The organism is Pseudarthrobacter sp. HLT1-7 (assembly GCF_059383435.1).
The window spans coordinates 22,430-35,539 of sequence record NZ_JBWZCH010000001.1 but is presented as its reverse complement, the minus strand read 5'-3'; the positions used below and the strand labels follow the sequence as shown (position 1 = coordinate 35,539).

Below are 13,110 nucleotides of genomic sequence, written 5' to 3'. Positions count from 1 at the left end.
CGGCACCGGGACAGTGGTTCGGCCGGCAGCGCAGACAGAAAGGCCCCGCCCGCTCCCTTGCAGGAGTGGACGGGGCCTTTGAGTCAGTACCTAGACGCTAGGCGCGATCTCCGGGATGACCGGCTTGGAAGTGCCGGCGAAGGTGAACTTGGCGTCGTCTCCTTCGCCGTCCACACCCACCACCACGATGTCGCCGGCGTTGAGCTCGCCGAAGAGGATCCTCTCGGAGAGCTGGTCCTCGATCTCGCGCTGGATGGTGCGGCGCAGCGGCCGGGCACCCATGGCGGGATCGTAGCCGCGGGTTGCCAGCAGCACCTTGGCCGCAGATGTGAGCTCGATGCCCATGTCCTTGTCCTTCAGCCGCTTCTCCAGCCGTCCAACAAACATGTCCACGATCTCGATGATTTCGTCCTGGGTCAGCTGCGGGAAGACCACAACGTCGTCAACACGGTTCAGGAACTCGGGGCGGAAGTGCTGCTTGAGCTCCTCCGTGACGCGGGCCCGCATCCGGTTGTAGCCGGTCTGCGTGTCCGTACCGGACTGGAAGCCGGTGGCCACACTCTTGGAGATATCCCGGGTGCCGAGGTTCGTAGTCATGATGATCACAGTGTTCTTGAAGTCAACCACGCGTCCCTGGGAGTCGGTCAGCCGGCCGTCTTCCAGAATCTGCAGCAGCGAGTTGAAGAGATCGGCGTGTGCCTTCTCCACCTCGTCGAACAGGACCACGGAGAACGGACGACGGCGGACCTTCTCGGTCAGCTGTCCGCCTTCCTCGTAGCCCACATAGCCCGGAGGGGCGCCGAATAGGCGGGACACTGTGTGCTTCTCCGAGTACTCGGACATGTCCAGGGTGATCAGCGCGTCTTCATCGCCGAACAGGAACTCGGCAAGTGCCTTGGCCAGCTCGGTCTTGCCGACGCCCGTGGGGCCGGCGAAGATGAACGAGCCGCCCGGCCGCTTCGGGTCCTTGAGGCCTGCACGGGTGCGGCGGATCGCCTGGGACAGGGACTTGATGGCCTCATCCTGGCCGACGACCCGCTTGTGCAGCTCGTCTTCCATCTTGAGCAGCCGCGAGGATTCTTCCTCCGTCAGCTTGAAGACCGGAATGCCGGTCGAGTTCGCGAGCACCTCCGCGATGAGATCCTCATCAACTTCGGAGATGTCATCCATGCCGCCGGTCTTCCACTGGCGTTCCTTCTCGGCCCGCTCGGCAATGAGCTTTTGCTCCTTGTCGCGCAGCGAGGCGGCACCCTCGAAGTCCTGCGCATCAATCGCGGATTCCTTCTCCAGCTTCATCGCGGCAATCTTCTCGTCCATGACCTTGAGCTCCGGCGGGGCTGTCATCCTGCGGATGCGCAGCCGGGCGCCGGCCTCATCGATCAGGTCAATTGCCTTGTCCGGCAGGAAACGATCCGATACGTAGCGTTCCGACAGGCTCGCGGCCGCCGCGAGGGCGCCGTCGGTGATAGTGACGCGGTGGTGTGCCTCGTACCGGTCCCGGAGTCCCTTGAGGATCTCGATCGTGTGCGCGACAGAGGGTTCCTTGACCTGGATCGGCTGGAAGCGGCGTTCCAGGGCGGCATCCTTCTCGATATGCTTCCGGTACTCATCCAGCGTGGTGGCGCCGATGGTCTGGAGCTCCCCGCGGGCCAGCATCGGCTTCAGGATCGAGGCCGCATCGATGGCACCTTCGGCTGCGCCGGCACCCACGAGGGTATGGATTTCATCGATGAACAAGATAATGTCGCCGCGGGTCCGGATCTCTTTGAGGACCTTCTTGAGGCGCTCCTCGAAGTCGCCGCGGTAGCGGGAGCCGGCCACCAGGGACCCGAGGTCCAGGGTGTACAGCTGCTTGTCCTTGATGGTCTCCGGGACGTCACCCCGGACAATCGCCTGGGCGAGGCCCTCGACGACGGCGGTCTTGCCGACGCCGGGCTCACCAATAAGCACCGGGTTGTTCTTGGTCCGGCGGGACAGGATCTGCATGACGCGTTCCATCTCGGATTCGCGGCCGATTACAGGGTCCAGCTTGTTTTCGCGGGCAGCCTGGGTCAGGTTGCGGCCGAACTGGTCCAAGACGACGGAACCGGCGGGAGTTCCTTCCGCCTGGCCCGGGCCAACGCCAGCGCCGGTGGTTTCCTTGCCCTGGTAACCCGAGAGCAGCTGGATCACCTGCTGGCGGACACGGTTGAGGTCCGCACCGAGCTTGACCAGCACCTGGGCGGCAACACCCTCACCCTCGCGGATGAGGCCGAGCAGGATGTGCTCGGTGCCGATGTAGTTATGGCCGAGCTGCAGGGCCTCGCGCAGGGAGAGTTCCAGCACTTTCTTGGCTCGCGGCGTGAAGGGGATGTGGCCGGACGGGGCCTGCTGGCCCTGGCCGATGATCTCCTGTACCTGCTCCCGGACGCCGTCGAGCGAAATGCTCAAGGACTCAAGGGCTTTGGCGGCAACACCTTCACCTTCATGGATCAGACCCAAGAGGATGTGTTCGGTACCAATGTAATTGTGGTTCAGCATGCGTGCCTCTTCTTGGGCAAGCACAACTACGCGACGGGCACGGTCCGTAAATCGCTCAAACATTTTCGCCACACTCCTAGCTACGACGTACTTTGATGCTACGTGGCTGGCTTCCGGATTTGGGGCTTGTTCGCCACAGGGGAAACCGGGGCGCCATCCCCGCGTCACACGGCGACCCGACGGCGGCTACCACGGGGGCCCGAAGGCTGCCCGCCTGTGGGGCCGGCGCGACCGACCAGCGCTGCACAGGCGGCACAGCACGGGCGGCGCCCGGCGCTGATCCAGAAGCCTGAGCGGGTCCTTGTTATGGAGGTTCCCGGGCTCCGGCTCGACGCTCCTGCCCAGTTGCTTCCACGTTGCTTCCACGCGCACCGGCCGGCACCCGCGGAATCCCGGGTCTGACAGGGGGCCGGCACGGGTTCCGGAACCGAGTAACTGGGCTGGAACGTCGTCACCCGGGGCTACAAAAAAGATTTCAGGAGCAAGGACGCACGCAGCAACCCCGCTGCTGCGCATGTCCAGCGGCGGGGCTTTGTGGCTGCGGGCCGGCAGATCCTTCGGGACCTGCTGGCCGGCGGGGCGGCCGCATGCCACCGATTCGCCGCAGATGGCCGGGATGACGGTCTCGAACCGGCCATCTGTGGCGAATGGGCGCCCACAACCGGCCCACGCCGACAGCGCAACCGGCGCGCCCCGGCTCACGGCCCCGGCTCACGGCCCCGCTGCGGAACCTCGCCATCAGCCTCCACCGGCTAGCCAAATCACGAACACCGCCAACCGCGCGCCAAGTCGCCGGAATCCAACCACTTCCCACGACGTCGCATCAACCCTGGCCAGCGGCCGGCGTCGGCATCAACGTCGGCGGCTACCGGCGTCGGCGGCACCGGCGGCAAAAGTCCGCCGCCCAACCGACGATGCCCCGGCCCGAAGGCAGGGGCATCGTTGTTACAGCAGCGGCATCCGCCTAGGAATTCGCTTTATGGTACGCTTCTTGAATTTCGGCCTGGATACGTCCCCGGCTGTTTACCGAGTAGCCGTTGTCGCGGGCCCACTGACGGATCTGCGCGGAGTTCTGGTTGCGGCCGCTCATGACCTTGGTGCGCGTGGCACGGCCGCCGGAGGTCTTGCGTGCATGTGAAACAAAGCGCTCAACTGCAGAGCGGAGTTCCGCCGCATTATCCGACGACAGGTCAATTTCGTAGCTGACACCATCAACGCCGAACCGGACAGTCTCGTCCGCGGATCCCCCATCCAGGTCATCTACGAGGATGATTTTTACCTTCTGTGCCATTAAAGACTCTCTTTCCAATGAGGATGAGGATTTACAAAAGCAGGATGTATCTGCTGAAAGTATCCTCCGCTTTACGGCCGTGAGTCAAAGCGGTAAAGATTCTCTAAAGGAAATCCAAAGGATGGAATGGGCCGCTATTTGTTCGGGCCGCCGGAATGACCGTCTTCGCGAACGGTATCCGTCTCCTGGGCCTTTCCCTCGGCTTCCGCCTGGGCGCGCGCTTCGGCCTGGCGCTCCGATTTGTCGGCATTGAAAATAGATTTCATCGCGAACCAGAAAATAAGGCCGACGACGACGGAGGGCAACAATACGGCGATGTACTCCATGCTCAGTTTCCTTCGGGCTTCAGGAGGGGGAACAGGATGGTCTCGCGGATGCCTGCGCCGGTGAAGAGCATCACCAGCCGGTCGATGCCCAGGCCGATTCCGCCCATGGGCGGCGCGCCGTATTCAAGTGCGCGGAGGAAGTCCTCGTCCAGCTGCATGGCCTCAACGTCGCCGGCGGCTGAGCGGCGGGACTGCTCGGTGAGCCGCTCGCGCTGGATCACCGGGTCGATCAGTTCTGAAAATGCCGTGCCACGCTCCATGCCGCCAATGATGAGGTCCCAGGCCTCGATCAGCCGGTCATCCTTGCGGTTCTGGCGGGCCAGCGGCTGCGCGGAGGGCGGGTAGTCGTAGACGAAGGTGGGGTTGAGCAGGGTCGGCTCGACGAGTTCACCGAAGAGCTCCACGACGAGCTTCTCGGCGTCCCAGTCGGCGTCGATCTTGACGTCGTGCTCTGCGGCGAGCACCAGCAGCTCCGGGACGGTGGTGTCCAGGGTGACTTCCTGGCCCACGAACTCGGACAGTCCCGGGTACACCGCCAGCCAGGCCCAGTCGCCGTCGAGGTTGATCTCGCCGGCTTCGGTCTGCAGCACCCGGCCCACCCCGGCGGCGTCGGCGGCGTCGAGGATGAGTTCCTTGATCCGGTCCGCCATCACGAACTGGTCGGCCCAGGCCTCGTAGCTCTCCAGCGTCGTGAATTCCGGGCTGTGGGTGGAGTCCACGCCTTCGTTGCGGAACACCCGGCCCATGTCGTAGACGCGGTCGATCCCGCCGACGACGGTGCGCTTAAGATACAGCTCGGTGGCGATGCGGAGTGTCATCTTCTGGTCGAAGGCGTTCATATGCGTCTCGAACGGCCGGGCTGTGGCGCCGCCGTGGATCAGCTGCAGCATAGGGGTCTCCACCTCGACGTAGCCCTGGCGGTGCAGGGTTTCGCGGATCGAGCGGGTGATCGCGGCCCGGGTGTAGACCATTTCGCGGGCTTCGTCGCGGACGATGAGGTCCACGTAGCGCTGGCGGACGCGGGTTTCCTCATTGAGCTCGGCGTGCAGCACGGGAAGCGGGCGGAGCGCCTTGGACGCCATGGTCCAGGACCCGGCCAAAACAGAGAGCTCCCCGCGGCGGGAGGAGATGACCTCGCCCTTGATGGAGACATGGTCACCCAGGTCCACGAGGGCCTTCCAGTCGGCGAGCGCTTCCTCGCCGATGTTGGCCAGGCTCAGCATGACCTGCAGCCGGACGGCCTTGCCGTCCATACCGCCCTCCTGGAGGGTGGCGAAGCAAAGCTTGCCGGTGTTGCGGATGAAGACGATGCGGCCGGTCACACCGACGTCGTGTCCGGTGGTTTCGTCGGGCTGGAGGTGCGCGTACTTCTCCCGGATTTCAGCCAGTGAATGGGTGCGCTCAACTCCCACCGGATACGCCTCGATGCCGCGCTCAATCAGCTTGGCGCGCTTCTCCATCCGGATGCGCGTCTGTTCGCTGGCGTCGTGGTGCTCGGCGGCGGTATTCGGGGCGGAGGTGTTTTGGGAAGTCACAATCCCCAAGTTTACCGGGAGATCAGGCCGCACGGGTCCTGCCCGCCCGGCAACCGCCGTCACCCGCCCGTCACCCGCCCGGGGCGTGGTGCACAAAGCGACAGCCCGGCGCCGTCGTCGTGCCCGGGCCGGGATGCCGTCGCCGTGCCCGGGCCGGGCCGGGACGCCGGGTGCCAGCCGTAGAATCGGTGGGCGACCCTTTCGAAAGGACCCCCTTGGCCAAGCTCTACTTCCGCTACGGCGCGATGAACTCCGGCAAGTCCACGGGCCTGCTGCAGGCCGCTTTCAACTACGAGGAGCGGGGCCAGCGGGTCCTGCTGGCCAAGCCGGACGTCGATACCAAGGGCGATTCCGACGTCGTGTCCCGCCTCGGCATGACCCGCTCGGTGGACTTCCTCATCCCGGCCGGGGCGTCCGCCCGGGAGCTGTTCTCCGCCCGGGCGCACGGCGACGATCCCGAGGCCCTGCTGGAGCATGTGGACACCCGGCCCGTGGCGTGCCTGCTGGTGGATGAGGCGCAGTTCCTTGAACCGGCCCAGGTGGACGACCTGTTCCGCATCGCAGTCCTGGACCAGGTACCGGTGCTCGCCTATGGCATCCGCACCGATTTCCGTACCCGGGCGTTTCCGGGCTCGCTCCGGCTCCTGGAGATCGCCCACACCCTCGAGGAACTCAAGACGATCTGCCGCTGCGGCCGCAAGGCGATCTTCAACACCCGCCGGATCGGGGACCATGTGGTGTTCGACGGCGACCAGATCGCCATCGACGGCCAGGATGTCCGGTACGAGTCGCTCTGCGGATCCTGCTACCTCGAGGTCTCCGACGGGCGGCTGGGCAACTGACGTTTCCGGATCGGCGGGGGCCCTACTACTCGGTAGCTACGGCCTCGGATAGGCTCGGAGCATGACCCGCGAGAACATCAGAACCCCCGACGGCGGAACCATCGAGCTTTTCAGCACCGGTGCCGAGCTCGCCTCGGCGGGTTCCGGCGTCGTCGTCGTGCCGGCCTCAATGGTGACAGCCGCCGACTACAACCGTTTCGCCCAGAAACTCAGCGCTTCGCTGGGGCGGCCGGTCCATTCCTTCAACCGGCGCGGCCGCGGCTCCTCCTCCCCGCAGCCGGAGGACTACACCCTGGATGCGGACATCCACGACCTGGATGCGGTGATGAAACACACCTCCAGCACGGACGTCTTTGGCCACAGCTTCGGCGGGGCAGTGGCACTGCACGCCGCCCGCACCCTCCCGGTGGAGCGACTGGCGGTGTACGACCCCGCGGTGTCCGTGAACCACAGCGTCACCGCGGACTGGACCACCGAATACGAGCGGGCGACGGCCGCCGGTGACGATGACCGGGCCCTCGCCGTCCTGCTCAAGGGCCTCGAGACCGGCCGTGCCCTGTCCCGGATGCCGCTGTCCATGCTGACGCTGGCCAACAAGCTCGCCTCAGGTACCCCGATCGGCAAGCAGATGCGCGAGCTTATGCAGACCGGCGTCCGCGAGATCAAGGCGATCATCGCCGCCGACATGCCCGCCGAGCCGTTCCTCGCACTGCCGCTGGAGACGCTCATTATTGTGGGTGAGAAGAGTCCGGCGTACTTCGGCGTGGCCTGCGCCCAGATCCACGACGTGCTTTCCGGCTCCAGCTACACGATCCTGCCGGGCATGGGGCACGACGGCGTCAACAAGGCACCGGACAAGCTCATCGCCGAACTGAGCGAGTTCTTCGCAAGCTAGCCCACCCCAAAAAGCAACGCGGGGTCACTTAGCGCCCATTCCGGACCTCCGGACGGGCGCTAAGTGACCCCGCGTTGGGGTTAATCAGGCTAGTGGGAGGCGGGGTGTTCCGTTGCGGCGGTCTTGCGCATCAGGGCGGCCAGCACGACGGCGGCGAGGGCTATGGCGGACGCCGTCAGGAACGCCGTGTGCATGCCGGCGACGATTCCGGAAGTCGCGGACACGACGGCGTAGATGGAGACCAGCAGCGCTGTTCCGGCAGCCCCCGCCACCTGCTGCAGGGTGCTCAAAATGGCCGAACCGTGGGAGTAGAGGTGCGGCGGCAGCGGATTCAACCCCGTGGTGAACGCCGGCGTGAAAATCAGCGCCAGCCCCAGGCTGAAGCCCACGTGCAGCGCGATGATCCAGCCGACCGGCGTGGCCGCGTCCAGCAGGGAGAACTGGAACAAGGCCAGCACCAGCAGCGTCGATCCTGTGACCGTGAGCGGCAGCGGGCCAACCTTGTCAAAGAGCCGGCCGATGACCGGGCCCAGCAGGCCCATGGCGAGGCCGCCGGGCAGCAGGGTGAGGCCTGTCTCCAGCGACGTCAGCCCGCGGATCTCCTGCAGGTAAAGGGGCAGGAGGATCACCGCGCCGAACAGTGCGATCATGGCGACCACGAGCAGGAGCACGGACACCGTGAACATCCGGAAGCTGAACGCGCGCAGGTCCAGCAGGGGCGCATCGGACTTCTGCAGCCTCAACTGCCGGAGCACAAACGCCAGCATGGCCACGGCGCCGATGGCCAGCGCCGCCACGGCGGCGGAACCCGTCCCGCCCTGGCCGCCACCGATCTGGCTGAGTCCGTACACCAGGCCACCGAAAGCGGGAACTGTCAGCAGCACGGACAGGACATCAAGCCGGGTCTTCTCCTTTTCACCGATGTTCGTCAGATACCGGGCGCCGATGGCGAACGCGGCGAGGGCGATCGGCAGGACAAAGACGAACAAAAAGCGCCAGGAAAAGTGCTCCAGAATCAGGCCGGAAACGGTGGGGCCCATGGCCGGCGCCACCGAGATGGCGATGCTGACGTTTCCCATCACCAGGCCGCGGCGCGACACGGGGACCAGGGTGAGGATGGTGGTCATCAGCAGGGGCAGCATGATCGCCGTGCCGCTGGCCTGGACGATCCGGGCCAGCAGGAGGATTTCGAATCCCGGAGCCAGTGCCGCGAGCAGCGTGCCGCCGGAGAACAGGCCCATGGCCAGCATAAAGACGGCGCGGGTTGACAAACGCTGCAGGATGAAACCCGTCGTGGGGATCACCACGGCCATGGTGAGCATAAAGCCCGTGGACAGCCACTGCACGGTGGGCGCGTTGACCCCAAGCTCCACCATCAGCCGCTGGAGGGCGACGTTCATGATGGTCTCGTTGAGGATCACCACGAACGTGGCCACCAGCAGCGTGGCGATGATGGTGACCGACTCCCTGGACATCTTCGCCGGCCGCGCCGCGGGCTTCTTCCCGGCCGCCTTGGTCTGGACGGCGTGGGTCGGGACGGCCTGCTCGGGATCGCCGCCGGCCTTTGTAGAGACGTCTGTAGACATGGGGGTTCCCTCTGGAAGTGCGGAAATGGGGTCCGGCAAATGGGTCCGGATGTGGCTGCGTGCTGGTGTCCACTGTATGTGCCAACAGACGATCCCCTGGCGTAATTCCCGCTCCGCCAGGATTTCCGTTTGTGGCGGCTTCGGGTCCGCTTTAGGTCGGGGCGGCGACATCAGCTGCGATGCACACCAACCGCTCCCACATGGAGTCCCTCCACAACCATGGATCTTCCTGTCGTAGCTGGCGTGACTTCAGTTGAGGACGCCAACGGTTCGCCAAAATGGCCGCCAGGGGGTCCCCGGCTCCGGCACGACGCTCCCGCCCAGTTACTTCCACGCGCACCCGCCGGCACCCGCGGAATCCCGGGGTTCCCTGGGGTTGAAACGGGTTCCGGACCCGAGCAACTGGGCAGGAACGTCGTCATGTGGTCACCAACCCGTGACTATCTGACTCTGCAGTCGAGACAAGGCCAGCCCACGATGAGCGGACCCCGAAAATGCTACGCGGGGTCAGATCCGGCCCATTGATGGCGTCGGCATGGGCGCTAAGTGACCCCGCGTTGCTTCGTTTACGAGTTCAGCGGAATATTGTCGATCAGCCGGACCGGGCCGACCGTGGCCGCGAGGAGTGCCAGGCCCTCGCCGCGGAACGGTGTGTCCCGGCAGTTCTCGGCCAGCGGATCCAGCGTGCCCGGATCCACCACGTCGAAGTAGTCCAGTTCCACGAGTGGCTGCGATGCCACAAGCGCCTGCGCGGATTCCAGGTCCAGCGGCTCGTGGGCGTTGGCCCGTTCCTCGATCAGGCGCAGCGCCCGGGACAGCACCAGGGCAGCCTCGCGTTCTTCCGCCGAAAGGAACCGGTTGCGGCTGGAGAGTGCCAGCCCGTCCGCGGAACGCACGATCGGCACCGCAACGATTTCCACCGGGAAGTTAAGGTCCGCCACCATACGCTTGACCAGGGCCAGTTGCTGGGCGTCTTTCTGGCCGAAGTACGCCCGGTAGTCCGGCAGTCCTGTGCCGGCGGCCGCGCCGGGCATGCCGAAGTGCAGCAGCTTGGCCACAACCGTCAGGGCGCCGTCGAAATGCCCGGGGCGGACCGCACCTTCCCATTTCTCGGCCATCGGTCCCGCGGCGATCCGGACCTTCGGCGCCCCGTCGGGGTAGACCTCGTCGATGCTCGGCACGAACACCAGGTCCACGCCCTCGGCGTCGAGCAGGGACAGGTCCGCGGCCAGAGTGCGGGGGTATCGTTCCAGGTCAGCGGCCTCGTCGAACTGCAGCGGATTGACGAAGATGCTGACCACCACGACGTCGTTCTGGGCGACGGCGGTGCGCGCCAGTTGGGCATGTCCCTCGTGGAGGGCGCCCATGGTGGGCACCAGACCCTGCGAGCTGCCGCTTTTCTGCGCGAGTAGGCGGGCGCTTTCGGTGCGGAGCCGGGCAGCCGTCGTCACGAGTTGGATCGCCAAGTTTATGGACCTTCCTTAGGGTTGCGGGCCATCACGGTCCGGGCCCTCAAGCGCCCGGCGGATGCCCTCGAGCTGGTCCGGCAACAGCCGCCCGCGGCATTCGGCCCGTCGGGCGGTGGCCCGCGCCATGGCCAGGTATGCCTCCAGAATATCGCCGCCGGCACCGCCGTCGTACTCCCGCAGGGCCTCGGCGTGCGCGGCCACCGTGCCGGTGTCCCCGCGGGCCACGGGCCCGGTGAGGGCCAATTCGCCCGAGGCGAGGGCGTTTTCCAGGGTGGCGCGCAGCAGCGGTCCCAGCATGCGGTCCGGGGCGTCGACGCCGACGTCCTGGAGCAGTTGGGCGGCCTGGGCGACGAGGGTCACAAGGTGGTTCGAGCCGTGCGCCAGGGCCGCGTGGTAGAGGGTGCGGTCGGCCTCGGCGATGGCGACGGGCTCCGCACCCATCTCCACGACGAGGGCCTGCGCGATCGGCAGCATCGCGGCGTCGGCCGTGACGCCGAAGGTGCAGTCGAGCAACCGGGTGAGGTCCAGGCTCATGCCGGTGAACGTCATCGCGGGGTGCAGCGCCAGTGGGATGGCACCAACGGAGCGGACCGGGTGCAGGATCCCCACGCCGAAGCGGCCCGAGGTGTGTGCCACCAGCTGCCCGGGCTGCCAGGCGCCGAGTTTCGCCAGGCCTTCCACGAGCGGGCCGAGTGCATCGTCGGGTACTGCCAGGAGCACCAGTTCGGCGCGCTCGATGATGTCCTGCACGTCCAGCACCGGTACGCCGGGAAGCAGGGTTTCCGCGCGTTCACGGCTGGTATCCGACACCGCGGAGACGCCGACGACGGCGTGTTCGGCGCCGCGCAGGGCCGCCCCGAGGACGGCGCCGACCTTGCCGGCACCGATGATTCCGACGCCGAGGCGTCCTGGCTTAGCCATGTCGCGGGCCTTCCGTATCGCTGAGGTCTTCCCGGTGATCAGGCGTGCCGCGGCCGGGCTCCGCCCGGTGCTCGGGTTCATCGGGCGCCGGGGCTTCGGTGGGCCCGGTTTCGCCTGACCCAACCACCGGGGCGGGTCCAGCCACCGGGACTGGTTTAACCACCGGGGCTGGCTCCACCACGAGCGGACGGACCTGGACGAGCCAGTGCTCGCTGGTCTGCCGTTTCCTGGCCGCGCGGGCCCTGGCGGATTGTGCCTCGAGCAGTGCCCTGCCCTCGTCGAGGCCGGCCTGGATGAGCCTCGGAGCCACCGGACCGGCCGTGGTGTGCAGGACGAGGTCTGCCACGCCGAAGCGGCGGGCCAGCGGGCCCTGCTGCAAGGCCATGGACTGCGTGCGCTGGTGCGGAACCAGCACGAGGTGCCGCCACCAGCGGCCCGAACGGATCAGCAGCGCCGTGTCCGTGGCGGTGAAGCCGTTGCGCCGCCAGCCCAGCGGCGCCAGCCGCCGCGCACGCCGCGGCGTGGTGACGAAACCGCCGTCGTCCGCCCGACCGGCACCGGGAGCGGCAGCAGCGGAAGCGTTGGCCAGGCCGTTGATGCCGGCCGTGAAGACGCGGACAGGGTCGGGAGTGCCGGGATCGGGAAGAACCAGGGACAGCATGGTGAGCACCTCCGGGAAGGTCCCCACCGGCAGGAGCGTGGTCCGGGATGAACTTTCGCCGTTGCTGCCGGCGGCGCCGTACCCGGCCACGCTGACCTGGATCCGGTACCAGCCGAAGATCCGCCAAAGCGGCGGCTGACTGACCCGCAACGCCTGGATCCGGCCCGGCGGCAAGGTTTGCGCCTGGGTGTCCAGCAGCCCGTAGCGCAGCCGGATTCCGTCCGGGGAGATGGCGGCGGTGAAGTTGTAGCCCTTGTTGAACGAGGACCAGTAGGCGGCCACGAGGCCCAGGCCGGCCGGGATGAGGTAGAAAAAGAAGCCGCGGTTCTCGGTGACGGCGGACAGCACCACGGAGGCCACCGCGCCCAGCGCGACGCCCACGCTCTGTTCGCTCAGCAGCAGGGAACCGACCAGGCGCCGGGGCGGGACGGTGAGCACGGCGTATTCGGGCGCCTCCGCGGCAGCGGCCTCCGGGCGTTCGGGATCGGGCACCACACCGGCCGCGCGGGCCAGGATGGTGGCCCGGAGCTGCCGGGCCTCGTCCATCCGAAGGTATGCCAGCCGTACCGCGGACTCACCGGCGTCGGCCACCTCGAATTTGAGTTCGGCCAGGCCGAAAATCCGGGCCAGCAGCGGCTGCACGATGTCGATCGCCTGGACCCGGTCCAGCCGGGCCTGCCGCTGCTGCTTGAAGAGGAAGCCGGTGTTGACCCGGACGTAGCCCCCCGCCACCTGATAGCGGGTGAAGTACCAGCTCAGGACGAAGCCGAGAACGGCGAGCAGCAGCACGGCACCGCCGCCGACCAGGAGCCAGGGCGCCCGGCCCGCGGCCTCCTCGTCGATGAGCGGACCACCCCGGAGCATCCGCTCGAAGGTGTCGCGGCCCACGAAGAACCCGATCGCGGCCAGCGCAAACCAGCCGCGGACGAACGGCGAGGCCGGATGCACGCGCAGCCACGCGCCGTCGGGCGTTGCCGCACCCCCGGCGCCGGAGGTCGCGCCGGAGGTCGGTGCCACGCCGGTAGCGCCCGCGTTCACGGCAGGCCCGTTCGCAGCAGGCCCGT

At 67.0% G+C, this 13,110-nt stretch carries 10 protein-coding genes; 2 read left to right on the top strand and 8 right to left on the bottom strand.

All coding sequences use genetic code 11. The annotated features are described in order from the left end of the window. Nucleotides 1-90: 90 nt before the first annotated feature. From AC50X6_RS00175 to lysS, 4 genes are all read right to left on the bottom strand, one after another. Nucleotides 91-2,583: an ATP-dependent Clp protease ATP-binding subunit gene (locus AC50X6_RS00175; RefSeq protein WP_326966526.1), complete on the bottom strand. Its 2,493-nt coding sequence runs from the start codon at nucleotides 2,581-2,583 to the stop codon at nucleotides 91-93. 901 nt (nucleotides 2,584-3,484) lie between these two features. After that, nucleotides 3,485-3,811 carry a histone-like nucleoid-structuring protein Lsr2 gene (locus AC50X6_RS00170; RefSeq protein ID WP_494964324.1) on the bottom strand — a complete coding sequence of 109 codons (327 nt, stop codon included), beginning with the start codon at nucleotides 3,809-3,811 and terminating at the stop codon, nucleotides 3,485-3,487. Nucleotides 3,812-3,945: 134 nt separating this feature from the next. Next, on the bottom strand, nucleotides 3,946-4,137 hold the full coding sequence (locus tag AC50X6_RS00165; protein ID WP_494964323.1) for a hypothetical protein: 192 nt from the start codon (nucleotides 4,135-4,137) through the stop codon (nucleotides 3,946-3,948). A 2-nt stretch (nucleotides 4,138-4,139) separates the two neighbouring features. Beyond that, complete coding sequence (gene lysS / locus AC50X6_RS00160; RefSeq protein ID WP_494964322.1) at nucleotides 4,140-5,672, bottom strand: lysine--tRNA ligase; 1,533 nt, start codon at nucleotides 5,670-5,672, stop codon at nucleotides 4,140-4,142. 215 nt (nucleotides 5,673-5,887) lie between these two features. Between lysS and AC50X6_RS00155 the strand changes: the two genes are divergently transcribed. After that, nucleotides 5,888-6,514, top strand: a complete 627-nt coding sequence (locus AC50X6_RS00155) for a thymidine kinase (RefSeq protein ID WP_494964321.1) — start codon at nucleotides 5,888-5,890, stop codon at nucleotides 6,512-6,514. Nucleotides 6,515-6,575: 61 nt separating this feature from the next. Next, a complete protein-coding gene (locus AC50X6_RS00150; RefSeq protein WP_494964320.1) occupies nucleotides 6,576-7,409 on the top strand; it encodes an alpha/beta fold hydrolase in 834 nt (277 codons plus the stop codon). An 89-nt stretch (nucleotides 7,410-7,498) separates the two neighbouring features. On the opposite strand, the gene AC50X6_RS00145 is transcribed toward AC50X6_RS00150, so the two are convergent. From AC50X6_RS00145 to AC50X6_RS00130, 4 genes are all read right to left on the bottom strand, one after another. Further along, the gene (locus AC50X6_RS00145; RefSeq protein WP_494964319.1) at nucleotides 7,499-8,995 is read right to left on the bottom strand and encodes an MDR family MFS transporter; all 1,497 of its coding nucleotides are present in this window, start codon (nucleotides 8,993-8,995) and stop codon (nucleotides 7,499-7,501) included. Between the two features lie 566 nt (nucleotides 8,996-9,561). Further along, complete coding sequence (gene panC / locus AC50X6_RS00140) at nucleotides 9,562-10,461, bottom strand: pantoate--beta-alanine ligase (RefSeq protein ID WP_494964318.1); 900 nt, start codon at nucleotides 10,459-10,461, stop codon at nucleotides 9,562-9,564. A gap of 15 nt (nucleotides 10,462-10,476) precedes the next feature. Then, nucleotides 10,477-11,385 carry a Rossmann-like and DUF2520 domain-containing protein gene (locus tag AC50X6_RS00135; RefSeq protein WP_494964317.1) on the bottom strand — a complete coding sequence of 303 codons (909 nt, stop codon included), beginning with the start codon at nucleotides 11,383-11,385 and terminating at the stop codon, nucleotides 10,477-10,479. Further along, nucleotides 11,378-13,063, bottom strand: coding sequence for a PH domain-containing protein (locus AC50X6_RS00130; RefSeq protein WP_494964316.1), 1,686 nt, complete (start codon nucleotides 13,061-13,063; stop codon nucleotides 11,378-11,380). Before AC50X6_RS00130 ends, AC50X6_RS00135 begins: the two co-directional genes overlap by 8 nt. Between the last annotated feature and the right edge of the window lie 47 nt (nucleotides 13,064-13,110).